The sequence below is a fragment of the Curtobacterium sp. HSID17257 genome (assembly GCF_003989515.1).
GTDB lineage: Bacteria > Actinomycetota > Actinomycetes > Actinomycetales > Microbacteriaceae > Curtobacterium.
Window position 1 is genome coordinate 41,942 of sequence record NZ_RBLU01000002.1, and the last position, 24,026, is coordinate 65,967.

At 69.5% G+C, this 24,026-nt stretch carries 23 protein-coding genes; 16 read left to right on the forward strand and 7 right to left on the reverse strand.

Going from position 1 to position 24,026, the window contains the following annotated elements; all coding sequences use genetic code 11:
- Positions 1-47 precede the first annotated feature (47 nt).
- From D8M35_RS00860 to D8M35_RS00880, 5 genes are all read left to right on the forward strand, one after another.
- Entirely contained in the window at positions 48-1,205 is a 1,158-nt protein-coding gene (locus tag D8M35_RS00860; protein ID WP_126890094.1) for a TDT family transporter, read from the forward strand.
- Positions 1,202-1,786, forward strand: coding sequence for a uracil-DNA glycosylase family protein (locus D8M35_RS00865; RefSeq protein ID WP_058749365.1), 585 nt, complete (start codon positions 1,202-1,204; stop codon positions 1,784-1,786). Before D8M35_RS00860 ends, D8M35_RS00865 begins: the two co-directional genes overlap by 4 nt.
- A 140-nt stretch (positions 1,787-1,926) precedes the next feature.
- Positions 1,927-2,529 (forward strand): recombinase family protein, encoded by a 603-nt coding sequence (locus D8M35_RS00870; protein WP_002857200.1) that lies wholly within the window; start codon positions 1,927-1,929, stop codon positions 2,527-2,529.
- Between the two features lie 6 nt (positions 2,530-2,535).
- Positions 2,536-3,930, forward strand: coding sequence for a Mu transposase C-terminal domain-containing protein (locus D8M35_RS00875; protein ID WP_126890095.1), 1,395 nt, complete (start codon positions 2,536-2,538; stop codon positions 3,928-3,930).
- Complete coding sequence (locus D8M35_RS00880; RefSeq protein ID WP_002857202.1) at positions 3,927-4,739, forward strand: AAA family ATPase; 813 nt, start codon at positions 3,927-3,929, stop codon at positions 4,737-4,739. Before D8M35_RS00875 ends, D8M35_RS00880 begins: the two co-directional genes overlap by 4 nt.
- Positions 4,740-5,166: 427 nt before the next feature.
- Here D8M35_RS00880 and D8M35_RS00885 read toward each other — a convergent pair whose 3' ends face one another.
- Positions 5,167-5,871: a hypothetical protein gene (locus D8M35_RS00885; RefSeq protein ID WP_126890096.1), complete on the reverse strand. Its 705-nt coding sequence runs from the start codon at positions 5,869-5,871 to the stop codon at positions 5,167-5,169.
- A gap of 872 nt (positions 5,872-6,743) precedes the next feature.
- On the opposite strand from D8M35_RS00885, the gene D8M35_RS00890 reads away from it, so the two are divergent.
- Together D8M35_RS00890 and D8M35_RS00900 are read left to right on the forward strand one after the other, a co-directional pair.
- Complete coding sequence (locus tag D8M35_RS00890) at positions 6,744-7,148, forward strand: hypothetical protein (RefSeq protein WP_126890097.1); 405 nt, start codon at positions 6,744-6,746, stop codon at positions 7,146-7,148.
- Positions 7,149-7,950: 802 nt separating this feature from the next.
- Positions 7,951-8,643 (forward strand): CPBP family intramembrane glutamic endopeptidase, encoded by a 693-nt coding sequence (locus tag D8M35_RS00900; RefSeq protein ID WP_161972545.1) that lies wholly within the window; start codon positions 7,951-7,953, stop codon positions 8,641-8,643.
- Positions 8,644-8,812: 169 nt separating this feature from the next.
- Here the strand turns inward: D8M35_RS00900 and D8M35_RS00905 are convergent, their stop codons facing one another.
- Positions 8,813-9,844 (reverse strand): alcohol dehydrogenase catalytic domain-containing protein, encoded by a 1,032-nt coding sequence (locus D8M35_RS00905; protein ID WP_126890099.1) that lies wholly within the window; start codon positions 9,842-9,844, stop codon positions 8,813-8,815.
- Between the two features lie 103 nt (positions 9,845-9,947).
- On the opposite strand from D8M35_RS00905, the gene D8M35_RS00910 reads away from it, so the two are divergent.
- Positions 9,948-10,574, forward strand: a complete 627-nt coding sequence (locus tag D8M35_RS00910; RefSeq protein WP_126890100.1) for an RNA polymerase sigma factor — start codon at positions 9,948-9,950, stop codon at positions 10,572-10,574.
- Positions 10,571-11,554: a CU044_5270 family protein gene (locus D8M35_RS00915; protein WP_126890101.1), complete on the forward strand. Its 984-nt coding sequence runs from the start codon at positions 10,571-10,573 to the stop codon at positions 11,552-11,554. Before D8M35_RS00910 ends, D8M35_RS00915 begins: the two co-directional genes overlap by 4 nt.
- 70 nt (positions 11,555-11,624) lie before the next feature.
- Here D8M35_RS00915 and D8M35_RS00920 read toward each other — a convergent pair whose 3' ends face one another.
- Positions 11,625-12,305, reverse strand: coding sequence for an SDR family NAD(P)-dependent oxidoreductase (locus D8M35_RS00920; RefSeq protein ID WP_126890102.1), 681 nt, complete (start codon positions 12,303-12,305; stop codon positions 11,625-11,627).
- Positions 12,306-12,407: 102 nt separating this feature from the next.
- On the opposite strand from D8M35_RS00920, the gene D8M35_RS00925 reads away from it, so the two are divergent.
- Positions 12,408-13,241, forward strand: coding sequence for a helix-turn-helix transcriptional regulator (locus tag D8M35_RS00925; RefSeq protein ID WP_126890103.1), 834 nt, complete (start codon positions 12,408-12,410; stop codon positions 13,239-13,241).
- 49 nt (positions 13,242-13,290) lie between these two features.
- On the opposite strand, the gene dhaM is transcribed toward D8M35_RS00925, so the two are convergent.
- From dhaM to dhaK, 3 genes are read right to left on the reverse strand one after another with little or no spacing between them, the layout of a single operon-like run.
- A complete protein-coding gene (gene dhaM / locus D8M35_RS00930) occupies positions 13,291-14,010 on the reverse strand; it encodes a dihydroxyacetone kinase phosphoryl donor subunit DhaM (RefSeq protein WP_126890104.1) in 720 nt (239 codons plus the stop codon).
- Positions 14,007-14,633, reverse strand: a complete 627-nt coding sequence (dhaL, locus tag D8M35_RS00935; RefSeq protein ID WP_126890105.1) for a dihydroxyacetone kinase subunit DhaL — start codon at positions 14,631-14,633, stop codon at positions 14,007-14,009. The genes dhaM and dhaL overlap by 4 nt, the downstream gene beginning before the upstream one ends.
- 31 nt (positions 14,634-14,664) lie before the next feature.
- Positions 14,665-15,666, reverse strand: coding sequence for a dihydroxyacetone kinase subunit DhaK (gene dhaK, locus D8M35_RS00940; RefSeq protein ID WP_126890106.1), 1,002 nt, complete (start codon positions 15,664-15,666; stop codon positions 14,665-14,667).
- Positions 15,667-15,978: 312 nt separating this feature from the next.
- On the opposite strand from dhaK, the gene D8M35_RS00945 reads away from it, so the two are divergent.
- Together D8M35_RS00945 and glpK are read left to right on the forward strand one after the other, a co-directional pair.
- Positions 15,979-16,704: an MIP/aquaporin family protein gene (locus tag D8M35_RS00945; protein WP_126890107.1), complete on the forward strand. Its 726-nt coding sequence runs from the start codon at positions 15,979-15,981 to the stop codon at positions 16,702-16,704.
- A gap of 53 nt (positions 16,705-16,757) precedes the next feature.
- On the forward strand, positions 16,758-18,269 hold the full coding sequence (gene glpK / locus D8M35_RS00950) for a glycerol kinase GlpK (RefSeq protein WP_126890108.1): 1,512 nt from the start codon (positions 16,758-16,760) through the stop codon (positions 18,267-18,269).
- Positions 18,270-18,460: 191 nt separating this feature from the next.
- On the opposite strand, the gene trpD is transcribed toward glpK, so the two are convergent.
- Entirely contained in the window at positions 18,461-19,516 is a 1,056-nt protein-coding gene (gene trpD, locus D8M35_RS00955) for an anthranilate phosphoribosyltransferase (RefSeq protein ID WP_126890109.1), read from the reverse strand.
- 70 nt (positions 19,517-19,586) lie between these two features.
- Here trpD and D8M35_RS00960 point away from each other — a divergent pair, with 70 nt between their 5' ends.
- Genes D8M35_RS00960 through D8M35_RS00975 form a run of 4 tightly spaced genes read left to right on the forward strand, consistent with a single transcriptional unit; the run spans position 19,587 to position 23,845 of the window.
- The gene (locus D8M35_RS00960; RefSeq protein ID WP_058727853.1) at positions 19,587-20,225 is read left to right on the forward strand and encodes a heme-copper oxidase subunit III; all 639 of its coding nucleotides are present in this window, start codon (positions 19,587-19,589) and stop codon (positions 20,223-20,225) included.
- A 21-nt stretch (positions 20,226-20,246) separates the two neighbouring features.
- Positions 20,247-21,050 (forward strand): cytochrome c, encoded by an 804-nt coding sequence (locus D8M35_RS00965; RefSeq protein WP_126890110.1) that lies wholly within the window; start codon positions 20,247-20,249, stop codon positions 21,048-21,050.
- Positions 21,051-21,083: 33 nt separating this feature from the next.
- Positions 21,084-22,151, forward strand: coding sequence for a ubiquinol-cytochrome c reductase iron-sulfur subunit (locus D8M35_RS00970; RefSeq protein WP_174234667.1), 1,068 nt, complete (start codon positions 21,084-21,086; stop codon positions 22,149-22,151).
- On the forward strand, positions 22,151-23,845 hold the full coding sequence (locus D8M35_RS00975) for a ubiquinol-cytochrome c reductase cytochrome b subunit (protein WP_126890111.1): 1,695 nt from the start codon (positions 22,151-22,153) through the stop codon (positions 23,843-23,845). Before D8M35_RS00970 ends, D8M35_RS00975 begins: the two co-directional genes overlap by 1 nt.
- The last annotated feature ends 181 nt before the right edge of the window (positions 23,846-24,026 follow it).

Consider the following 24,026-nt stretch of genomic DNA (forward strand, 5'->3'; position numbering starts at 1 on the left):
CGAGTCCGCCGTTCCCGAACCACGGGGCACACGCGCACGATGGGTGCATGTCCGCTCACCTCGCCCACGCACCCGCAGCCTCTGAGCACGGTGTGCGCGACCGGCGGCTGTTCCGGGAGCTGGAGCGGCCCGGCCTGATCGTGTCGAACCTGACCCCGAACTGGTTCGCGTCGATCATGGGGACCGGGATCGTCGCCGTCGCGGCCGCGTCGTTACCGCTGCAGTTCCCCGGTCTGCGCACGGCGGCGACGGTCGTCTGGGCGATCGCGGCGGTCCTGCTCGTCGCCCTCACCATCGCGACGGTCCTGCACTGGGTCCGCTACCGGAGCACCGCAGCGAAGCACCACCTCAACCCGGTGATTTCCCACTTCTACGGCGCACCGCCCATGGCGTTCCTCACCGTCGGCGCCGGCACGATCCTCCTCGGCAAGGACTGGATCGGCCTCCCCGCCGCCGTCACCGTCGACTGGGTCCTCTGGACCATCGGCACCATCGGCGGCCTGCTCACCGCGGTCCTGGTGCCGTACCTGGCGTTCACCCGCCACGAGAACACGCCCGAATCCGCGTTCGGCGGCTGGCTGATGCCGATCGTCCCGCCGATGGTGTCCGCCTCGACCGGTGCGCTCCTCCTGCCGTATGCCCCCGACGGGCAGGCACGGGAGACCCTGCTGTGGTCCTGCTACGGCTTCTTCGGCCTCAGCCTCATCACGTCCCTGGTCGTCATTACGCTGATCTGGAACCGTCTCGCGCAACACAAGGTCGGTGCCGCCGGTATGGTGCCGACCCTGTGGATCGTCCTCGGACCGGTCGGACAGTCCATCACCGCGGTAAACCTCCTCGCATCGAACGCCCCCGCCGTCGTCGACGCGTCGACCGCCCACGCACTGCTGGTCGTGGCGCTGGTGTACGGGTTCGCGATGCTCGGCTTCGCGCTGCTGTGGACCGTCATCGCCCTCGCCATCACCATCCGCACCGCCCGCGAACACCTGCCGTTCAGCCTGACCTGGTGGTCATTCACGTTCCCCGTCGGCACCTGCGTCACCGGCCTGAACGGCCTGGCCCTGCACTCCGGACTCACCGTCGTCGCCGTCCTCGCAGTCGTCTACTACGTGGGCCTCGTCGCCGCGTGGATCACCGTTGCCGTCCGCACCTTCCACGGCTCCGTCATCCGCGGCACACTCCTCGCACCACCACAGCCGGCATGAGCACCCCCGACGAACTCGCGGACGAGGTCGCGGACGTTCGATCCCTGAACGCCCTCGCCGAGGCATGGCGCACCGCACCCGACGGTTCACGGCGGTTCGTCCCGAACTTCGACCCGAGATCCGGCGGCACATCCAGCCGCGTCCTGGTCCTCATGCAGTCGCCCGGCCCCCAGACGATCGCCGCAGCGCACACGGCGATCTGCAGCGAGGACAACCCGGGCCCGACCGCGGCCGCGTTCCGCGCAGCCCGCATCGAGTCCGGACTCGCACGCAACGACTACCTCCGCTGGAACCTCATCCCGTGGGAGATTCTCGGCCGCGTCCGACCTGTGGACATCGACGAGGGGCGACACGCCCTCGAAACTCTGCTCAAGGTGCTCCCCGTGCTCGATGCCATCGTCACGTACGGTACCGCCGCCCTCGACGGAGTCATGCGGCACCTCACCCTGGACGAGCACCCCCGACTCGTACCCGTCATCGCGGCACCACACCCCTCTCCGGCCAACGGCCGCCATCGCGCGGAACAACAACGACGTTCCGTCCGAGCGCTCCGGCTCGCGGCGCTGACTCACCGGCTGTAGCAAATACGAACGACTCCGCTACAACTGCCCGTGCCGACGGTTCGGCAGCGTGTGAGGCGGCGTGTCTTGTAACGGAACCCAATCCCGGAATCTACGTGCCGCCACTACCCCTCCTGGTCGAGTTTCGCTACGTTCTCTCCATGGGTCACCTCCTCGGGTACGCGCGCGTGTCCACCACCGACCAGGACGCGTCGCTACAGATCGACGCGCTGGGCGCCGCCGGCTGCTACCGCGTGTTCGTCGACACCATGTCCGGGTCGCTGCAACACCGGCCCGAGCTCGACAAGCTCCTCGACCAGCTCCGCCCCGGCGACACTCTCGTCGTCTGGCGACTCGACCGGCTCGGTCGATCCATCCGGCACCTCATCGACCAGCTGCACGCACTCGCCGAACGCGGCATCGGGTTCCGGTCGCTGCAGGAGACCATTGACACCACCTCACCCGGTGGCCGGCTTGTGTTCCACGTCTTCGCTGCGCTGGCGGAGTTCGAACGGGACCTCATCAAGGAACGCACCAACGCCGGCCTCGCCGCCGCCCGAGCCCGCGGCAGAACCGGCGGCCGACCATCTCGGCTCTCCGCGGACCAGGTGCGCACCGCACGCCGGCTCTACGAACAGCAGGACATGACCGTCGCGCAGATCGGCGATGTCCTCGGCGTCAGCCGCACCACCATCTACCGGACGCTCGCGAAGCACGCCGAACCCGTCGCCCGCCGACGCGCAAAGCCCTCACCGACGATGTAGCCGGTCATGGACGCGAGCGAGCGGTGGCGAATCCTTCGACTGCACGTCGAGGACGCAATCCCGCTTGCCACTCTGGCCCGCAGCACGGGCGTCACCGAGCGCACCCTGCAACGCTGGCTCGCCCGCTACCGGACAGGCGGATACGCCGCCCTCGCCGACGACGCTCGCGCCGACCATGGCGTCCGACGCACAGCACCGGAACTCGTCCGCCTGGTCGAAGGGCTTGCGCTCACCAAGCCGCGGCCGTCGATCGCCACCATTCACCGTCAGGTTGGCGTCCACTGCGCTGAACGGGGACTGCCGTCGCCGTCGTACTCCGCCGTGCGGTCGATCGTGAACGGGCTCGATCCCGGAATGGTGACGCTCGCACTCGAGGGGCCAGCGTCATACCGTGACAAACACGAGCTGCTGCTCCGACGTCGCGCGGACCGCCCGAACGCGATCTGGCAGGCGGACCACACGATGCTTGACCTGCTCATCGTCGGGCCCGACGGCAAGCCCGCACGGCCGTGGTTGACGGTGATCCTCGACGACTACTCCCGCGCGATCTGCGGGTACATGGTGTTCCTCGGTGCCCCGTCAGCGGCGAACACCGCGCTCGCGCTGCGCCAAGCGATCTGGCACAAGCCGGAACCGGACTGGCCCGTCTGCGGGATCCCGGACGTGCTCTACACGGACCACGGGTCCGACTTCACCAGCCATCGTCTCGGCGACACCGCCGCTGTGCTGCACCTCCGCATCATCCACTCGCAGGTCGCCCGGCCCCAGGGGCGCGGGAAGATCGAGCGGTTCTTCGGCACGATCAACACCGAACTGCTCCCAACGCTCCCCGGCCATTTCGCAGCCGGATCCTCGGCGCCGACGCCGGCGCTGGATCTCGGCGGCGTCGACAGTGCCATCAGCACGTTCATCCGCAGCTACAACGCCCGCACCCACCGCGAGCTCCGGACGAGCCCACTGCACGCGTGGATTGCAGACGGGTGGCTGCCACGGCTCCCGAAGTCCCTTGAACAGCTCGACGGGTTCCTGCTCACCGTCCCCACGACGCGGGTCGTGCAGCGCGATGGCATCCACTTCGAGGGCCTCCGCTACACCGCGGCCACTCTCGCGCCGTTCGTCGGTAGCACCGTGAGTGTCCGGTACGACCCACGCGACGTCACCGAGATCCGCGTCTTCCACCGCGACGTGTTCCTCTGCACCGCGATCAGCACCGAGCACCAGACCGAGACGATCAGCCTCAAGCAGATCCAAGCCGCCAGGAACGCTCACCGCCGGGCTTTACGCGGGCAGATCCACGAACGCATCGCGATCGTCAGTCCCAAACTCGACGACACCACCACACCGGCAGCCGTCGAGACGGATCGGCCGCGACTGAAGACCTACGAGGAGGACCGGTCATGACGAGCCAGTTCATCGTCACCAAGGAGCACCGCCGGTTCGCAGAGTTTGCCGACGCGGTCCGGAAGCAGAACACCATCGGCGTCTGCTTCGGGCCCGCCGGCGTCGGCAAGACCCTCTCAGCGCGCCGCTACGCGCACTGGGACAGCATCGGCCCGTTCATCGCCAGGTGGGCCGCACGCAGTGAAGACGACACCAAGATCTATGCCGCGGCCCACCGCGCCCGGACCGTCTTCTACACGCCCGAGGTCTCCGCGACGATGCGCGCCCTGCAAGAGGACCTCCGGCACGACATGATCCGCACCGAACGCTGCATCGAGGAACACCTCGTCCTCCACGGCGGCCACGTCGACCACGCGCACGGCCCCAACCCGTCACTGCTCGAGCTGATCATCATCGATGAGTCCGAACGCCTCACCGGCAACGCCATCGAGTGGCTCCGCGACCAGTACGACCGAACAGGCATCGCGATGATCCTGATCGGCATGCCCGGCATCGAGAAGCAGTTCACTCACTACCCACAGCTCTACAGCCGACTCGGGTTCGCCCACCAGTACCGCCCCCTCGGCCACGACGAGCTGCTGTTCGTCCTCGAACGTCAATGGCGCAAGCTCGGCAAGACCCTCGACCCCGACGACTTCACTGACGCGCAAGCCATCGCCGCCGTCGAACGCATCACCCGCGGCAACTTCCGTCTCCTCGAACGTCTCCTCCCACAGATTCAACGTGTCCTGAAGATCAACGAGCTCGACGTCATCACCAACGACGTCGTCGAAGCCGCCCGCAGCACCCTCGTCATCGGCACCACCTAACCCGACACGGAACGCAGCGAAAACCGCGACACAGAGCGAAGCTGCTCACACTGTCCGGATAGATGGTCCGGAATAGGTTCCGAAGAAGGCCCCCTGAGCGGGACGGTCAAGCAGCTGAGAAGGCCTGCCCGTCGGCCTTCATTCGCCGAAGAATCCCGCCTGGCCAGCGAGGGAGATCATGTCCTCAGCTCGCCCGGTCGCAGGGTAACGAAGGGCTCCGGAATGAGCACCTTCCCGACGGTCCCGACATCCTCGGCGAGGACCGGTCAGATGCGGAACAGGCGCGGAACGGACACATCGAGTTCCAACTCGACAACCTTGAGCTTCCGCCGCCGCCGGCGCAGCATCAGGAGTACGACAAGGTGCGTGCTGCTTCAGAGTGTGAGGTAGTGCGCCAGGGGATCGAGGAGCTCCTTACCCGAAGGAGCTATCTCAAGCGCCGGGTTTCGAGCAGCTCCAGCAGCGGCTTCACGTCGCGGCCTGCAGTGAGCCACTCAACCGGCGTCGCCGGTTCGCCGTCGAAGGACGTGTACGAGTGCGGAGTCGTCATGAATCCGAGGATCGACGTCGGGTGCATGTCGTCATCGAAAGCTCCGACCAGCGACGTCATGTAGTTCAGCGATGGTTGATCCGGATCGTCGGTGAACTGCCATGTCGGGAACAGAAGCTCGTCGTCGCACACGAACGCGAACAGGTCGCCGAACGCGAGATCTGTGAGGACCCGGCCAGTTCCTGTGTCCAGCCAGTCGGCTGCCTGTTCCAAGGTGAGTGAGGCGCTCAATCCGCGCTGCCACGATCGGCGTTCAAGTGCGTCGAGCTCTCCACGCGCGACAGCAGCCTTCGCCGCTTCATACCGCTCCCGCGTAACGAACACGGCCTCGATCAGGACCCCCTCCTCGTCAGGGGTAAGGTCCCGGCCGGTCTGCGTTCGCGGCGGGTTGTGGCGAGGCCCAAAGTCGTGACCGCCGGCGTGGACGCCGATGAGCCTCCGGAAGGCGCCATCGAGCCGGGGCGAGTCGAGCTCGCGGTCCCGTGCAACTTGGACCGCGTCGTCGGCGTCCGCGAAGTCCATCGCGGCAACCTCTCGGACGCTTTCCAGCAGCTCCTCACCGGTCCGGACGGCGAGAGCCACACGTGCGCGAGCGCGAGCGATTTGTAGCCGTGACGTCATCGGGGGTTCACAGTGGTTGCTTCCTCTGCTTCAGCCGAAGTGTGGACGCCGTTTTTCCCCAGCCGATCTCACCGATCATCCCGTCCTCCGAGAACGAGATCTGGGAGGCGTGAAGCGGACCCTTCGAGCACAAGCAGCAAGGTCCGCACCACGGGCCAAGGCGATCCGCCCGCGATTAGATGTTCTCGTGGGCTGCACCGCGAGCCGCCCCGCTGCAAGTGCGGGTCTTCGGAGCACATCAGGCGAGTAACTAGTGCCGGCGGCGCGTCCGGGGGTATGCACTGCAGCACCGTCGGGAGGACCTCGGAGATGAGCTCCAGAGTCCGGGCGCCGGCGTCGATGAACTGCCACGAAGGGAACAGCAAGGCTCCAGCCCGTTCGAATCCCCAAAGCTGTCGAGAAACCATGTCAGCCCGAAGCTCACGGAGAGTGCTCCCCCGTCGTCGGGCCACGTCATCGGCCTGCAACACCGTCGCGTGCTCGATCGATATGGCTCGGATCAGCACGGTCATGAGATTCCGGTCGCTCAGCTCCGCTTCCCATTGGAACTCGTCACCGACGGCGCCGATCCACTGAAGGATGAGGGCTCGCTTCGCCGTTCCCAGCGGACTCGGCCGGTTGAGCGCCGTTAGCGAGTCCGCGATCTGCGCCACTGTTGCGTCGAACTCGAGGCCAAGCGATTGGATGGCCGCTTCCAGCGCGGCGACCGACGTTTGATGCGAGCCCGCAGGCTCCAACGACGCAGGGGCCGCCCCTGATACGTCCGACGCCACTTCCCCACCTTCCAGCCGCTTGCGACCCGACTCATGCCGCGTGCTGATTATAATCAGCGCATGGGAGAAGGCGAGCAGGGCGCGGGTTCTGCTTCACCGCGCCTCACGATCGAAGCCGCAGTCGGCACCAGAGTTGAACTCTCTTGGCTGGACGCGGTCGTGGTTCCCGAGGCCGCGCGTATCGACTATCGAACCATCGGGCGTCGCGGTGACTTCGTCGTGACCGTCGGAGCTGCCGAACTCGCCGCTGTCTGTGACCTCGACTCCGGCGAGTACGTCATCAGCGGAGAGCTTGGAGGGGACGAATCGGCGGCGGCGCTGATGCGCGAACTCCTGAGGCGCCGCCTCCAACACCTTCATGAGGCTCCCATCGAGTCTCGGCAACGCTTCGAGGGACGCCTCCGTTCCCTCGCTGAGATGTCGGGCGGAACCTGGTTTGCTTTCGAAACGGTGATCGACCCCTAACGGGCGGGTCGTCGCCACAGTTCGGCGTCGAGGGCAAGCTCGAGCCGAGCGAGCGTGGCGAGATCCGGCCAGGAACGGCCGGCCAGAACACCGAGCAACGTTGTGTGGTGCACTCCAGCAGCCGTCGCGACAGCGCGTGTGCTCTGAGTTCCCATCGCCTGTCTCAGTCGCACCACAAATGTACGAGCCGCTTCTGCGATCGCGTCGTCGGCAGGAATCTCCGGCCAGGGTGCCGGAGCGAGCTCGAACGGTCGCTGTCGGGGAGTTCTGCTCACGCGTCCCAGCGTAGAGCGCGAACCGTCCATCATGAGGATCGCCAACTGCCTCTGCGGCCTCGGCTCCTCCGAACAACCACCTCTCAGACGCAGATCAATATCAAAACGAATATTGACGTCCACCAGCAAGCCGGGCGTCCAGCACGTTCTCCCTCGTCGCTCCGCCCCCACCGCCACCGCCCGGTACCCCAAGGAACACGCGGCGACGGCGCCAGGGCGCGCTCCTCACGGCCGTGCCCGACCCCGAGTGTCGTGACGGCACCGCCGCGTCTCGTACTGACGGTTGCGCTCGACCGGCAGCGAGGTAGCATGTAGCACACCACGTTGCAGCCGGATCTCCCGTCGGCCGCCGCCCGTGAACGGTCCGGGTCGGCGCTGGCACAGTGGCCCTCGTGACCGTGCAACCCGAACGACCCGGAAGGACACCCGTGCCCTCGACTCCCCCCGCCACGACCGTCCCGGCTGGACCTGCGTTCCCCGCGAGGATCGCGAACCGGACGGCCGCTACCGTCGTCACGCTCGTCTTCGTGGTGGTCCTCCCGCTGGTGCTGCTCGGCGTGTCCGCGATCCTGCCCGGTGTCGACGGCAGCCCGCTCGGGTCCGAGGACGCGCTCCTTCGACAGACCGCGGGTGACGCCATCGCTCTGCTGGTCGTCGCAGCGCTCGTCACGCTGCTCGGCGGCTGGCGCAGCGTCGTGTCGGAACGGCGGACGCGTTCCCGGTGGGGTGTCGTCCTCCTCGTCGGCTACGCGCTCGTCGCCGCGGCCACCTTCACGACACCGCTCCGGCCGGACAGCGGTGACTACCTCGGCGCGCTCGCGGTCGCCGTCGTGGCGGTCGCCCTCGTCGAGGAACTCGTGTACCGCGGCACCCTGGTCGCCGGCTTCCGACGAGTCCTGCCGGAGTGGGTGGTCTGGCTCCTGTCGACGGCAACGTTCGCGCTCGCCCACGCCCTCGGGCAGGGCCTCGACGGACTGTTCCAGGTGCAGATGACGTTCGTGCTGGGATCCGCCGCCTACCTCGCACGCCGCGTGACCGGTTCGATCGTCGGGCCCGTCGTGGTGCACGTGCTCTACAACGCCGTCCAGGGGTTCCGCACGCAGACCTCGGACGGTGTCCCGTTCCTGCTCAGCGCCGGGTCGACGCTGTTCCTGCTCGCGGCGGCCGTCGTCGGCCTCATCGTGGCCATTCGGCACCCGCGGGACCACCATCGGGCCTGATCGGCCCGGTGTCCTGATCGGCTCGGTGTCCTGATCGGCCCGGTGTCCTGATCGGCTCGGTGTCCTGATCGGCTCGGTGTCCTGATCGGCCCGGTGTCCAGATCCGCCCAGCCGACGGGCCCGGGACTCACCGGCCCGACCCTGACCTCGAGCCCGCGCACGCTCCGGTTCAGAACACGGCGACCGTCATGCCGGAGCCGGTCGCAGGACGGTCCATCGCCTCGAGCGCTCCCGGCAGGTCGTCGAAGCCGATGGTCGACCCGATCGACTCGGCGGGCCGCAGCCGCCCGGCGACCACGTCGTCGAGCATCGCGGCGTACTCCCCCACGGCGATCCCGTGGCTGCCGAGCAGTTCGAGCTCGTCCGCGATGACCCGGCCCATCGGGATCGCCGGCGCGGCCTCGTCGTCGAGCAGCAGCCCGACCTGCACGTGCCGGCCCCGGGGTCGGAGCGAGTCCACCGCCGCCACCGAGGTCGCCCGGCTGCCGTAGGCGTCGACGGACACGTGTGCGCCGCCGCCGGTGACCTCGCGCACCGTCGCCGTCACGTCCTCACCCATCTGCAGGGTGGTCGCGCCGAGGGCCGCTGCGCGTTCGAGCGCTGCCGGCGAGACGTCGACGGCGACCACACGTGCGCCCGCTGCCACGGCGACCAGGACGGTGGACAGACCGACACCGCCGCAGCCGAAGACCGCGACCCACTCCCCCGCAGCGACACGTCCGCGAGCGTGCAGCGCGTGGTAGGCGGTGCCGAACCGGCAGCCGAGCCCCGCCGCCTCGGCGAAGCCGACCTCGTCGGGCAGCGCCACGAGGTTCACGTCGGCGTGCGGCACGACGACGGACTCGGCGTACGACCCGGGCAGCGTGAAGCCGGGTTGCTGCTGTCGGGTGCAGACCTGCGTGGCCCCGTCGCGGCACTGCTCGCACGTGCCGCAGGCGAAGACGAACGGCGCGGTCACCCGGTCGCCGACCGCGAACCCGGAGACGTCCGACCCGACGGCCGCGACGATGCCGGAGAACTCGTGACCCGGGACGTGCGGCAGCGCGACAGAGTCGTCGTGCCCCTTCCACGCGTGCCAGTCGCTCCGGCAGACGCCCGTCGCACGGACGGCCACGACGACGCCGTCCGCGGGTGCCTTCGGCGCCGGGAGCTCGACGATCACGGGCATCGATCCGAAGCGGTCGTACTGTACTGCGCGCATCCCGTCATCCTGGCAGAGCCACCGACGGCCGGTGGTCCGCCGACGACACGCACCGATCTGTCACACGAGTCGCTCCCCCGACACCTCATGATCGGAGGCAACAGTGAACAGACCGAGGGGGCCGGGCACCATCCCGGAGACGACCAGCACGACGACCAGGACGACCACCGGCACCACGAGCGACAAGGCCCTGGTCGCGGCGATCGCCACCGGCGACGCCGACGCGTACACGACGCTGCTCGACCGGCACACGCGGTCGGTCTTCCGCTACGCCTGGGGACTCGCCGATCAGCGGTCCGACGTCGACGACATCGTGCAGGAGACCTTCGTCGTCGCATGGCGCCGACGCAGGGACCTGCGCATCGTCGGGAGCTCGGCGCTGCCGTGGCTGCTGACGACCGCGCGGTTCGTCGCGATGAACACGAACCGGCAGCGTCGCGCGCACCGCGTCGACGAGCTCGACGAGCACAGCGGCGCCGACGAGGCCTGGTACCGCCAGGTGTCGCACGACGAGGCCGTGCAGCAGCTGCGGTGGGTCCGCGCGGAGATCGCCGCGCTCGACTCACCGGACCGTGAACTCTGCGAGCTCTGCCTGCTGCAGGACCGGTCCTACGACGAGGCCGCCGCGATGCTCGGCCTCTCCCCCGCCAACGCGCGCAAGCGCATCCAACGATCCCGCGCCCGACTCCGCTCGAGCCCTGCGGCGCAGGGGATGGAGCAGACGTCATGATCACGGTTCCGCCGCCCGAGGGGACGGCCCTCGACGACGCCGTCGCACCGATCCGCCGCGAGGTGCTCGCCCGGACCGTCGGTCACCGCCGCGCCAGGTCCCGGTGGACCCTGGGCGTGGTCGGCAGTGTCGCCGCGGTGACCGCGCTCGCGACCGTCCTGGTCGCCGGCGACCTGACGGGGACGACCGAGCACGTTCCCGTCGTCGGCTCGGCGCCGCAGGCCGCGACCGCCGCGGAGGTGTTCCGTCGTGCCGCCGACGCCACGGTGCAGACGAGCGACCCGGTCGTCGGTCCGGGCCAGTACCTCGAGGTCGACGTGCAGGAGCAGAGCCAGGTGTTCCTCGGTCCTGACTCCTCAGCCCTCGTGCCGTACTCGCTGACGGTCTACCGCTCGGCGGACTCGTCCGCCGAGTGGACCCTGGTCCGCACCTCGGGGGAACCGGTCGCGTACTTCCCGACGGACCGGGCGGCCGAGGTCGAGGCGGCGTGGGATGCCGACCCCGCCGGGTACCCGACCGGCACGGTCCGTGCGCTCGACGGCGCCTTCTCCGGACACCCCTGGGTTCCCGAGGACCTCGCCGACATGCCCCGCGACCCGGACGCCCTCCTCGCGTGGGTCTCCGCGCACGCCTCCGGCTCGATCAGCCGCGAGGAGGCGATGACGGTGCTCATCACCGATCGGCTCGCGACCGGGATGGTGCCGGCGGACCTCCGCAGCGCCATGTACCAGGTGCTCGCGAGGATCCCCGGGGCGACGATCACGCACCACGCCGTCACGCTCGACGGCCGCACGGGCGTCGGCATCGGGCGCACCGATGCCGGACGCGGCGACGAGTACACCGAGATCGTCGTCGACCCGACCACGGGCGACTTCATCGGGATGCGCTCCGTCGCAGGCAGGGCCACGCGCGCCTTCCCCGCAGGGACGGTGCTGGACTCGACGGCGGTGAGGACCTCGGTGGTCGACACCGTGCCCTGAGGGCGACGCGGGACGGACGGGAGGCGCGTGGCGGGGTCACCACGCGCCTCCCGTCCGTCCGCTGGCCGGGTCAGTACTCGATGCGCCCGGTGCGGTCGTGGAACTCCCCCGTCGGCCCGTCCGGACCGACCAGGGCGAGCGCGACCGTCGCGTCCGTGCCCTCGGTCACGGTCTGGTGCCCACCGTGGCCGTTGAAGTCGGTCGCCGTGTAGCCGGGATCGCTCGCGTTCACGCGGAAGCCGGGCAGGTTCTTCGCGTACTGCACCGTCGCCGCGATGAGCGCCGCCTTCGACGCCGCGTAGGGCACCGCGGCGACCGGGTACTCGTCGTGCCCCGGCGTGGTGAGCCAGCGCGCGAAGCCGACGCCGGACGCGACGTTGACGATGACGGGGTTCGACGACCGCCGCAGCAGCGGGAGGGCCGCCTGCGTCACCCGGACGACCCCGACCACGTTCGTGTCGAGCACCGCGGTGATCGCGTCGGCGTCCAGATCGTCGACACCGAAGGACGTCCCGAGGACGCCGGCGTTGTTCACGAGGACGTCGAGCTCCGGCAACGACGAGAGCGCGGCGTCGACGCTCGCCTGGTCGGTGACGTCGAGCTGCACGAGGTGTGCGCCGAGCGCTCGGACGGCGTCACCGGAGGCGGTGTCGCGCATGCCGGCGTACACGGTGTGGCCGGCCTCGAGGAGTCGGCGTGCGGTCTCGAGCCCGAGGGAGCGGTTCGCTCCGGTGATGAGAGTCGTGGTCATGCACTCCACGATGCCCCCGCCGTTCCCGTCCTCCCAGGCACCGCTCGACGGTGGGACCGGCAGTACCAGGACCGTTCGCCCGACGGAGGCGATGATGGACGCATGAGCGAGTTCGCGGAGGTGTTGCGCGCCTGGCGGGACCGGGTGCGTCCGGCCGAGGTCGGGTTGCCCGCGGGGCCGGGGCGGCGGACCGCCGGGCTCCGGCGCGAGGAACTCGCCGCGCTCGCCGGGGTCAGCGTCGACTACGTCGTCCGGCTCGAGCAGGGTCGCGCGACGAACCCGTCACCGCAGCTGCTCGGCGCCCTCGCGACCGCGCTCCGCCTGACCGAGGCGGAGCGGGACCACCTGTACCGGGTCGCGGGTGCTGCGGTGCCGTCGCGGGCCGAGGTTCCGCGGCACGTCCCGCCGGGCGTGCACCGCATGGTCGACCGGCTCGGTGACGTCCCGTTGGCGGTCTTCACCGCGGCGCACGACATCCTGCTCTGGAACGACCTGTGGGCGGCCGTGTCCGGCGATCCGAGCACCTGGACCGGGGTCGAGGGGAACCTGGTGTGGCGGCACTTCACGCAGGGGCACGACGGCGTCGAGTGGGACGACACGCACCAGGAGGACTTCTCGAGCGACCTGGTCGCCGACCTCCGCTCCGCTGTGGGCCGCTACCCGGCGGACCGGCGGCTCGCAGAGCTCGTCGCCCGGCTCCGCCGCGGATCCCCGGAGTTCGAGCGGCGCTGGCACGGCGCGCGCATCGCCGAGCACCGGACGAGCCGCAAGGTCGTGCACACGCCCGTCGGTCCGATCGAGGTCGACTGCGACGTGCTCAGCGTGCCGGGCAGCGACCTGCGGATCGTCGTCTACACCGCGGTCCCCGGCAGCAAGGACGCCGCGAAGCTGGACCTGCTCCGGGTCACCGGACTGCAGGAGTTCGCGACGTCCTGACCCGGCGGTTCCCGCCGCGCCCGCCCTGCGGCGGGCGCGGCGGTCGTCGTCACTCGCCGAAGCCGGAGCGGACGAGCGCGACGAGGGTGTCCACGGCGTCCCGCGCGTCGGGCCCGTCGGCTTCGATCGTCACGGTGGCACCCTTCGGCAGGGCGAGCGCCATGATCGCGAGCAGGCTCTTCGCGTCGACGCCGTTCACGCGGACGCGCGACTCGTGCTTCGCGGCGGCCTTCACGAACTCGGCCGCCGGACGGGCGTGCAGCCCGCTCTCGTTGACCAGCTCGACGGTCTCGGTGACCGCCCCGTCGGCGGAGCCCGCGTCGTCGACGGAGGACGCGCCTCCCGGCTGGTCACCGGTCGGGTCGGAGGCTCCCCCGGCGTCGTCCGCGGACCCTGCGGCCGACGCGGCGGCGGCCAGGACGGCACCGACGTCACCACCGGTCTGCGCGGCGACCGCCGCCGCGACCGTGCCCTCGACGAGCGGGGCCTGCGAGACGTGCACGCGCTCGCGGTCGGCGTCGTCGAGGAAGTCCAGCGCGGTGTCGGTGGTCAAGTAGGCGGACCCGAGGTCGCACAGCACGACGACGGCGTCGGCCGCCGAGAGCTCGTGGATGCCGTCGGTGATCGCCTCGAACGAGGTCCCGATGCCGCCGTCGTCCGTGCCGCCCGCGGCGACGAGCGGGACGTCGGCGGCCATCTGGCGGGCGAGCTCGACGGTGCCGGTCGCGATCGCCGCACTGTGCGAGACGACCAGGATGCCGACGGTCACGCGGCGTCCACCGCGGCGCGCAGGATGTACGCCGTCGACTGGGCGCCCGGGTCGCGGTGCCCGACCGCACGGTCGCCGAGGTAGCTCGCGCGGCCCTTGCGGGCGACGAGGGAGTCGGTGGACTCGGCACCGGTCACGGCGGCGTCGGCGGCGGCCTCGAGCACGCGCTCCGGACCCTCACCCGCCGCGGCTGCGGTGCCGGCGGCGTCGACGGCGGCCGACCAGGCGTCGACCATGGTCTTGTCGCCGACCTCGGCCTTGCCGCGCGAGACGACGCCGTCGCGGGCTGCGGTGAGCACGGCGACCAGGGTGTCCGCGTCGAGCTCGGTCGCGTCGCCGGCGGCCTGCGCGGCCTTCAGGTACGCGGTGCCGAACAGCGGGCCCGCCGCGCCGCCGACCGTCGAGATGAGCTTCGTCGCGACCGTCTTGAAGACCGCGCCGGGGGTGTCGAAGGACCCGGCGTCGACGGCCTCGAGCACGGCGCGGAAGCCACGGTCGAGGTTCTCGCCGTGGTCTCCGTCGCCGATCTCACGGTCGAGCGTGACGAGTTCGGCGCGGTGGTCGTCGATCGTCGCGGCGGTGCGGCGCACCCAGTCGATGGCCCATGCGGTGTCGAGCGCCAATTCGTGTTCCTTCCTGGATGGTGGACGGTGGTCAGCGACCCCAGCGCAGCGCCGGGGTCTCCACCGGGGCGTCCCAGAGGGCGGTGACCTCCTCGTCGAGCACCGTGACGGTGATCGAGAAGCCGGGCATCTCGAGGGACGTGACGTAGTCGCCGACCACGGTACGCGCGACGTGGTGGCCGCGGTCCGTGAGCACCTCGGCGGCGCGTCGGTAGACGATGTAGAGCTCGGAGAGCGGGGTGCCGCCCATGCCGTTGACGAGGAGCAGCAGCTGCGAGCCCGCCGGCGCGTCGAGGTCGGCGAGCACCGGTTCGAGCACGCGGTCGACGAGCTGGTCGGCCGGGGCCATCGCGATGCGCTCACGGCCCGGCTCGCCGTGGATGCCGATGCCGAGCTCGACCTCGTCGTCCGCGAGGGTGAAGGACGGCTCCCCTGCGTGCGGGACCGTCCCGGAGCCGAGGGCCAGGCCCATCGACCGGGTCACCTCGTTGACCCGTCGGGCGACCGCGGCGACGGCGTCGAGGTCGTCACCACGCTCGGCAGCGGCACCGGCGCACTTCTCGACGACGACCGTACCGGCCACGCCGCGGCGCCCGGCCGTGTACAGCGAGTCCTGCACGGCGACGTCGTCGTCGACCACGACGGACGCGACGCGGATGTCCTCCATCTCGGCGAGCTCGGCGGCGGTCTCGAAGTTGAGCACGTCGCCGGTGTAGTTCTTCACGATGTGGAGCACGCCCGCTCCCCCGTCGACCGCCTTCGTCGCGGCGAGGATCGGGTCGGGGGTCGGGCTCGTGAAGACGGGACCGGGGACGGCCGCGTCGAGCATCCCGTGACCGACGAAGCCGGCGTGCAGCGGTTCGTGCCCGCTGCCCCCACCGCTCACGATCCCGACCTTCCCGCGCACGGGGGCGTCGGCGCGGTGCAGGTGGATCGGGTCCTCGACCAGCACGACGTGCCCCTCGTGCGCTCGGGCGAACCCCCGGACGGTCTCCGTCACGACGTCGTGCGGATCGTTGATGAGCTTCTTCATGACGGACCTCCACGGGTGCGGGGGCCGACCGCCGGCGGAGCCGCACCGCCGTCGTCGACCGGAGTGCGTTCACCCTACAGCGGCCGCCCGTTCGCCTCCGGTGCACGTTCGTGCATGAGGGTGCTGTCGTGGCCTGGTCCTCGGATGCCCCTCCGCACACCAGGCGTGCACGTTCGTGCAGTTTCGCGAACTCGGCTCGTTCCGCGATCGCGTCGCGGTGACCGGCCTCACTATGCTCGGCCCCAATCACTCGACGGGGAGTGCCGGACGCAGCAGCCACCGGACCCCCACCACTCGCACTGGAGGTCACCGATGGACGGCATCGGCGTCAATTTCATGTCAGAGCTCGTCGGTACGGCGTTGCTCATCATCCTCGGTGGCGGAGTCGTCGCCGCCGTCTCGCTGACGAAGTCCAAGGGCTTCGGCGCCGGCTTCCTCATGGTCACGATCGGCTGGGGCTTCGCGGTCTTCGCCGGTGTGCTCGTGTCCTACAAGTCGGGCGGCCAGCTCAACCCCGCCGTCAGCCTCGCGCAGATGCTGCTCGGCAACATCAGCATCGGCACCATGCTCATCTACTGGGTCGCACAGCTGCTCGGCGCCTTCATCGGCGCGGTGATCGTCTGGCTCGCCTACAAGCAGCACTTCGACGAGGAGCCCGACGCCGCCGCCAAGCTCGGCGTGTTCTCGACCGGACCGGCGATCCGCAGCTACGGCTGGAACCTCGTCACCGAGGTCATCGGCACGTTCGTGCTGGTCTTCGTCATCCTCGGCATCACCAACGGCAAGGCCCCGGCCGAGCTCGGCGCCGTCCCCGTCGCCTTCCTCGTGATCGCGATCGGTGTCTCGCTCGGTGGCCCCACCGGCTACGCCATCAACCCCGCCCGTGACCTCGGCCCCCGCATCGCCCACGCGATCCTGCCGATCAAGGGCAAGGGCTCGAGCGACTGGTCCTACGCCTGGGTCCCGGTCGTCGGCCCGCTCATCGGTGCCGCCCTCGCCGCCGGCGCTTCGACCTTCCTGCTCCCCGTCGTCTCCTGACGGCTGCAGACCGAACCCCCAGCACACACCGAACACACCCGTAAGGAGCACCAATGGCCGACTACATCGTCGCCATCGACCAGGGCACGACCTCGACGCGTGCCATCGTCTTCGACCACTCCGGTTCGATCATCTCGGTCGGGCAGAAGGAGCACGAGCAGATCTTCCCGCGCGCCGGGTGGGTCGAGCACGACCCGTCGGAGATCTGGGACAACACCCGTGAGGTCATCGGCCAGGCCCTGTCCCGCGCCGACATCACCCGCCACGACGTCGCAGCGGTCGGCATCACGAACCAGCGCGAGACCGCGGTGGTCTGGGACAAGAACACCGGCAAGGCCGTCTACAACGCCATCGTCTGGCAGGACACCCGCACCCAGGCGATCGTCGACAAGCTCGCCGACGGCGACACCGACCGCTACAAGGCGATCGTCGGCCTGCCGCTCGCCACCTACTTCGCCGGCACCAAGATCGCCTGGATCCTCGAGAACGTCGAGGGTGCACGCGAGAAGGCCGAGGCGGGCGACCTGCTCTTCGGCACCACCGACACCTGGGTCCTCTGGAACCTCACCGGTGGCACCGACGGCGGTGTGCACAAGACCGACGTCACGAACGCGTCCCGCACGCTGTTCATGGACCTCGAGACGCTGCAGTGGCGCGACGACATCCTGGCCGACTTCGGGGTGCCGAAGTCGATGCTCCCGGAGATCGTCAGCTCCTCCGAGGTCTACGGCCACGTCGAGTCGTCCAGCCTCCTCCGCGAGGTCCCGATCGCCGGCATCCTCGGCGACCAGCAGGCCGCGACGTTCGGCCAGGCGGCGTTCGACCAGGGCGAGTCGAAGAACACCTACGGCACCGGCAACTTCCTCATCTTCAACACGGGCACCGAGATCGTCCGGTCGGAGAACGGGCTGCTCACCACCGTCGGGTACAAGCTCGGCGACCAGGAGACGCACTACGCGCTCGAGGGCTCCATCGCCGTCACGGGCTCGCTCATCCAGTGGCTCCGCGACAACCTCGGCATCATCGGCAGTGCCCCGGAGGTCGAGGCCCTCGCCAAGACCGTCGAGGACAACGGTGGCGTGTACTTCGTGCCGGCCTTCTCGGGTCTGTTCGCGCCGTACTGGCGTCCGGACGCCCGCGGCGCCCTGGTCGGCCTGACCCGCTACGTCAACAAGGGGCACATCGCCCGTGCCGCCCTCGAGGCGACGGCGCTGCAGACCCGCGAGGTCCTCGACGCCGTCAACGCGGACTCCGGTGTGGACCTGACCGAGCTCAAGGTCGACGGCGGCATGACCGCCAACGACGCGCTCATGCAGTTCCAGGCGGACATCCTCAACGTGCCGGTCGTCCGTCCGGTCGTCGCGGAGACCACCGCCCTCGGTGCGGCCTACGCCGCCGGTCTGGCCGTCGGGTTCTGGGCGAACCTCGACGAGCTCCGCGCCAACTGGCAGGAGGACCAGCGCTGGGAGCCGTCCCTCGACGACGCCGAGCGCGACCGTCAGCTCCGCCTCTGGAAGAAGGCCGTCACGAAGACCTTCGACTGGGTCGACGAGGACGTGCGCTGACGCGCAGCTGAGGTGACCGACTGGAGGCGCGGTGCCGGTCCGACGGGCCGGCACCGCGCCTCCAGGCCGTTGCGGTGGCACGCGCGGTGCGGGCCGGGCGCACCGGTCCGGCCGCGAAACGCAACGTCGGCGGATCCGCGCAACGCCACAGCGCTGCGAGCATCCGCCGACGTCGCGACTTGCGGGGTCGCTCAGGCCGCGGGGGCGGCGCCGACCCAGTCGGCGAGCTTCTGCGCGGCGGCGCCGGAGTCGACCGCCTCGGCGGCGACGGCGAGCTGCTCACGGAACCGCTGCAGGATCGGCCGGTCCGCCTGCTCGGGATCCTCGGCCAGACGGAAGGACACCAGCCCGGCGGCGGCGTTGAGCAGCACGATGTCACGGACCGGGCCGGTCTCCCCCGCGAGCACGCGGTGCACCACGGCGGCGTTGTGCTCGGGGTCACCGCCGAGCAGGTCCTCCGTGCGCGCCCGGGCGATCCCGAGGTCCCGCGGGTCGAGGTCGTGCTCGATGACCCGGCCGCCGGTGACCTCCCAGATGTGGGAGTGCCCGGTGGTCGTCAGCTCGTCGAGGCCGTCGTCGCCGCGGAACACGAGCGCGGTCGCCCCACGGGTCTGGAACACGCCCGTGATGATCGGCACGAGCTCGAGCTGCGCCACGCCCACCGCGTTCGCCTCGCACCGGGCCGGGTTCACCAGCGGCCCGAGGAAGTTGAAGACGGTGGGCACGCCGATCTCGCGCCGGACCGGGGCCGCATGAGCGAAGCCGGGGTGGAACGCGCTCGCGAACGCGAAGGTCAGCCCGACACGCCGGAAGGTGTCCGCGACACGCGCGGCGTCCATCGTCAGGTCGAGGCCGAGGGCGGCCAGCACGTCGCTCGAGCCCGACTTCGACGAACTCGCGCGGTTGCCGTGCTTGACGACCGGCACGCCCGCGGCGGCGATGACGATCGCGGCCATCGTCGAGACGTTCACGGTGCCCACGACGTCGCCGCCGGTCCCGACGATGTCGAGTGCCATCGGGTCGACGTCCAACGGGACGGCGGCGTCGAGGATCGCGTCGCGGAAGCCGACGACCTCGTCGACGGTCTCGCCCTTCGCCCGGAGCGCGACCGCGAAGGCCGCGATCTGTGCGGCGGTCGCGCGCCCCTGGACGATCTCCTCCATGGCCCACGTGGACTGCCTGATCGAGAGGTCCTCGCGCGCCATGAGCGCGCTGATGACTGCAGGCCAGGAGAGTGTGAGGGACATGGCTCGATGGTACTGAGTTCGAACGACCCGCCAGTGTCCTGCGAAAACACTGTCAGTGGTTTCGGCCATAATGGAGGACGTGACTAGCACCCCTCTCTCCAGATCCGCCAGCGGTCCGGTCCTGAACAGGCCGAACGCCGTTGCCGTGGGGACGATCGTGTGGCTGGGCAGCGAGGTCATGTTCTTCGCCGGCCTGTTCGCGATCTACTTCACGCTGCGCAGCACCTCGCCCGAGCTCTGGGCGACCGAGACCGCCAAGCTCGAGGTGCCGTTCGCCTCGGTGAACACGATCATCCTGGTGCTGTCGAGCTTCGCCTGCCAGTTCGCGGTGTTCGCCGCGGAGCGCTTCCAGGTGCACCGCACGAGCTGGAACCCCAAGGACTGGGGCATGACGGAGTGGTTCTTCGTCACGTACTGCATGGGTGCGATCTTCGTCTGCGGCCAGATCTTCGAGTACGCGAACCTCTGGCACGAGGGCGTCACGCTCTCGTCGAGCGCCTACGGCTCCGCGTTCTACATGACCACCGGCTTCCACGGCCTGCACGTCACGGGTGGTCTCATCGCCTTCCTCCTGACCCTCGGTCGCGGCTTCGCCGCCAAGAACTTCGGGCACAAGGAGGCGACCACCGCGATCGTCGTGTCGTACTACTGGCACTTCGTCGACGTGGTCTGGATCGGCCTCTTCGCTGTCATCTACCTTCTCAAGTAGGAACTGGACACCCCCCACCGCATGTTCACCAGAAGCAAGTCCAAGAAGGGCCGCCGTTCCCCGATGGCGACCGTGTCGCTCATCGTCGTCGGTCTCATGACCACCGGCGGTGCGTACGCGCTGTTCAGCTCGACGGCGAACGCCGACGACAGCACCACCTCCGCGGTGTCCAGCCAGTCCAAGGTCAACGAGGGCGAGAAGCTCTTCGCCTCGAACTGCGCGACCTGCCACGGCCTCGACGCCCAGGGCACCAGCGAGGGTCCGTCCCTCATCGGTGTCGGCGCCGCGTCGGTCGACTTCCAGGTCGGCACCGGCCGCATGCCGATGGCCGCGCAGGGCCCCCAGGCCGAGGAGAAGCCCGCCCAGTTCACGGACGAGCAGATCGATGCCATGGGTGCCTACGTCGCCTCGCTCGGCCCCGGCCCGTCGGTCCCCTCCTCGTCGCTGACGGACGGCAAGGGCGACGCAGCCGAAGGCGCCGAGCTCTTCCGCATCAACTGCGCCATGTGCCACAACGTGGCGGGCGCCGGCGGCGCACTCACCGAGGGCAAGTACGCCCCGAACCTGCAGTCGGTCTCCGGCAAGCACATCTACGAGGCCATGGTCACGGGCCCGCAGAACATGCCGGTCTTCAACGACCTCAACCTGACGCCGGAGCAGAAGGCCGACATCATCACGTACCTGAAGTACGTGCAGGACAACAAGTCGCCCGGCGGGTTCGCCCTCGGCTCCCTCGGCCCGGTGGCAGAGGGTCTGTTCATCTGGATCTTCGGACTCGGCGCGGTCGTCGCGATGACCGTCTGGCTGACCGCGAAGTCCAACTGATCGTCCGTGTCGAACGACACTGAAGGGAACACCATGGCAGAGCACGACGACGAGGCACTGAACTCGTCCTCGGCTGTCGAGAAGCACGGCGCGACCAGCACGTCGGCCGGGATCGCGGTCGTCCCCGCGGACCCGTTCGAGAACCCGGGTGAGCCGCCGCACCGCGCGCGCCGCACCGACGTCGACCCGAAGAAGCAGCGCCTGGCCGAGCGTCAGGTCGCCACGTTCTTCTACCTGTCCATCGTGGGCAGCGTCCTGGCGATCGCGGCGTACATCGCCTTCCCGATCGACCCCGAGGACTTCGGCACCGTCCGGTCCGGCAACCTCTGGCTCGGTCTGGCGATCGCCCTGGCCCTGCTCGCGCTGGGCCTCGGCGCCGTCTACTGGTCCAAGTCGCTCGTCGTGGACCGCGAGATCACGGAGATGCGCCACAGCACCCGTGGCACCGACGCGACCCGCGCGAAGGCCGTCGAGGCCTTCCAGCTCGCCGACAAGGAGTCCGGCTTCAGCCGTCGCAAGCTGATCCGCAACTCGATGATCGGCGCCCTGGTGGCGTTCCCGCTGCCGGGTGTCGTCCTCGTCCGTGACTTCGCCCCGGCGGAGGACCCGAACGAGCTCCTGCGCCACACCTTCTGGAAGTCCGGCATGCGCCTGACGAAGGACCCGACGGGTCTGCCGATCAAGGCGTCCGACGTCACGATCGGTTCGGTCTTCCACGTCATCCCGGACGGCATGCTCGACTCCGAGCACATGCTCGAGGAGAAGGCGAAGGCCTCGGTCCTCCTCATGCGTCTCGACCCGAAGGACCTCAACCCCTCGAAGGGGCACGAGGACTGGGGCTACGACGGCATCGTCGCCTACTCCAAGATCTGCACCCACGTCGGGTGCCCGGTCGCGCTCTACGAGCAGCAGACGCACCACCTGCTGTGCCCGTGCCACCAGTCGACGTTCGACGTCTCGAACAACTGCGAAGTCATCTTCGGCCCGGCTGCACGTCCCCTCCCCCAACTTCCGATCGCGATCGACGACGACGGCTACCTGGTTGCCCAGAGCGACTTCCACGAGCCGGTCGGACCGTCCTTCTGGGAGCGTGAACGCTGATGACCAGCACCACCACCACGAGCGCGCCGTCCACGGCCACACGGCCCGAGCCGACGCGCGGGTCCCGACTCATCGGGGCCACCGCCAACTACATCGACGAGCGGACGAGCATCTCGGGTCTGGTGAAGGAGGTCGGGCGCAAGATCTTCCCCGACCACTGGAGCTTCATGCTCGGCGAGGTCGCGCTGTACAGCTTCGTCGTCGTCCTGTTGTCGGGGACGTTCCTGACGTTCTTCTTCCAGGCGTCGATGACCGAGGTCGTCTACAACGGCTCGTACGTCCCGCTGAAGGGCGTCGAGATGTCGACCGCCCTGCAGTCCACCCTGAACATCTCGTTCGACATCCGCGGTGGCCTGTTCGTCCGGCAGATCCACCACTGGGCAGCCCTGCTGTTCGTCGCCTCGGTGATGCTGCACATGGCCCGCGTGTTCTTCACCGGCGCCTTCCGCAAGCCGCGTGAGCTCAACTGGGTCTTCGGCTTCGTGCTGTGGGTCCTGGCGATGGCCGAGGGCTTCACCGGCTACTCGCTCCCCGACGACCTGCTCTCGGGCAACGGTCTCCGCATCATCGTCGGCATGATCGAGGGTGTCCCGGTGATCGGCGTGTGGATCGCCTACCTGCTGTTCGGTGGCGAGTTCCCGGGTACCGACATCGTCGGCCGCCTCTACACGCTCCACATCCTGCTGCTGCCGGCGATCCTCGTGGCGGTGCTCGGCGTGCACCTCGTGCTCGTCGTCATCAACAAGCACACGCAGTTCGCGGGCCCCGGCAAGACCAACGAGAACGTCGTGGGCGTCCCGATCCTCCCGGCGTTCGCCGCGAAGGCCGGCGGCTTCTTCTTCATCGTCGCGGGCATCCTCGCCCTCATCGCGTCGCTGTTCACGATCAACCCGATCTGGAACTACGGCCCGTACGACCCGTCCCCCGTGTCCGCCGGCACCCAGCCCGACTGGTACATCGGCTTCGCGGACGGTGCGCTCCGTCTGGTGCCGCCGCACTGGGAGGTCGTGTGGTTCGGCTACACGGTGTCGTTCAACATCCTCGTCCCGATCGCCGTCCTCATGGCGCTCATCATCGCGATGTTCGCCTACCCGTTCCTCGAGGCGTGGGTCACAGGCGACAAGCGTGAGCACCACCTGGCCGACCGTCCGCGCAACGCCCCGACCCGCACCGCGTTCGGTGCTGCGGGCATCACGCTCTACGCGTCGCTCTGGGCCGCCGCCTCGTCCGACATCATCGCCACGCACTTCATGGTGTCGATCGAGCACGTGATCCACGTCATCCAGGCCACGACGGTCCTCGGCCCGTTCGTCGCCTTCTGGATCACGAAGCGCGTCTGCCTCGCGCTGCAGAAGAAGGACCGCGAGATCGTGCTGCACGGTTACGAGTCGGGCCGCATCGTCCGACTGCCGCACGGCGAGTACATCGAGGTCCACGAGCAGCTCGACGAGTACGAGCGCTGGAAGCTCCTGCAGTTCAACGAGTACAAGCCGCTCATGGTCCGTCCGGACGCCAAGGGTCGGATCACCGGGGTGCAGAAGGTCCGTGCGAACCTGTCGCGCTTCTTCTTCGAGGACCGCATCGCGCCGGTCACGAAGGCGGAGCTCGAGGCAGCGCACGCCGCGCACCACGGTCCGGAGCTGGAGGGCGACCACCAGGCCCAGGCCCCCGCGCTCGGCGCCGCCAACCACTAGGTCCCGCAGCGGGAACGACGGAGCCCCTCGACCACCACGTGGTCGGGGGGCTCCGTCGTTCGCTGTGGACCGACGTGGATCCGCCACTCCCGGTTCACCGTGCATTCAGAGTGGCGTGCTGGACTCGTCCTCGACGGTGTGGCAACGTGTTGCACCACGCATCCGCCAACGGAACGAGAGA

Excerpts from the sequence above, each read along its gene's own strand:
- D8M35_RS00860 (WP_126890094.1), top strand. The coding sequence starts at position 48 with ATGTCCGCTCACCTCGCCCACGCACCCGCAGCCTCTGAGCACGGTGTG.
- D8M35_RS00865 (WP_058749365.1), top strand. The coding sequence starts at position 1,202 with ATGAGCACCCCCGACGAACTCGCGGACGAGGTCGCGGACGTTCGATCC.
- D8M35_RS00870 (WP_002857200.1), top strand. The coding sequence starts at position 1,927 with ATGGGTCACCTCCTCGGGTACGCGCGCGTGTCCACCACCGACCAGGAC.
- D8M35_RS00875 (WP_126890095.1), top strand. The coding sequence starts at position 2,536 with ATGGACGCGAGCGAGCGGTGGCGAATCCTTCGACTGCACGTCGAGGAC.
- D8M35_RS00880 (WP_002857202.1), top strand. The coding sequence starts at position 3,927 with ATGACGAGCCAGTTCATCGTCACCAAGGAGCACCGCCGGTTCGCAGAG.
- D8M35_RS00890 (WP_126890097.1), top strand. The coding sequence starts at position 6,744 with ATGGGAGAAGGCGAGCAGGGCGCGGGTTCTGCTTCACCGCGCCTCACG.
- D8M35_RS00905 (WP_126890099.1), bottom strand. The coding sequence starts at position 9,844 with ATGCGCGCAGTACAGTACGACCGCTTCGGATCGATGCCCGTGATCGTC.
- D8M35_RS00915 (WP_126890101.1), top strand. The coding sequence starts at position 10,571 with ATGATCACGGTTCCGCCGCCCGAGGGGACGGCCCTCGACGACGCCGTC.
- D8M35_RS00920 (WP_126890102.1), bottom strand. The coding sequence starts at position 12,305 with ATGACCACGACTCTCATCACCGGAGCGAACCGCTCCCTCGGGCTCGAG.
- D8M35_RS00925 (WP_126890103.1), top strand. The coding sequence starts at position 12,408 with ATGAGCGAGTTCGCGGAGGTGTTGCGCGCCTGGCGGGACCGGGTGCGT.
- dhaK (WP_126890106.1), bottom strand. The coding sequence starts at position 15,666 with ATGAAGAAGCTCATCAACGATCCGCACGACGTCGTGACGGAGACCGTC.
- D8M35_RS00945 (WP_126890107.1), top strand. The coding sequence starts at position 15,979 with ATGGACGGCATCGGCGTCAATTTCATGTCAGAGCTCGTCGGTACGGCG.
- glpK (WP_126890108.1), top strand. The coding sequence starts at position 16,758 with ATGGCCGACTACATCGTCGCCATCGACCAGGGCACGACCTCGACGCGT.
- trpD (WP_126890109.1), bottom strand. The coding sequence starts at position 19,516 with ATGTCCCTCACACTCTCCTGGCCTGCAGTCATCAGCGCGCTCATGGCG.
- D8M35_RS00960 (WP_058727853.1), top strand. The coding sequence starts at position 19,587 with ATGGAGGACGTGACTAGCACCCCTCTCTCCAGATCCGCCAGCGGTCCG.
- D8M35_RS00965 (WP_126890110.1), top strand. The coding sequence starts at position 20,247 with ATGTTCACCAGAAGCAAGTCCAAGAAGGGCCGCCGTTCCCCGATGGCG.
- D8M35_RS00970 (WP_174234667.1), top strand. The coding sequence starts at position 21,084 with ATGGCAGAGCACGACGACGAGGCACTGAACTCGTCCTCGGCTGTCGAG.
- D8M35_RS00975 (WP_126890111.1), top strand. The coding sequence starts at position 22,151 with ATGACCAGCACCACCACCACGAGCGCGCCGTCCACGGCCACACGGCCC.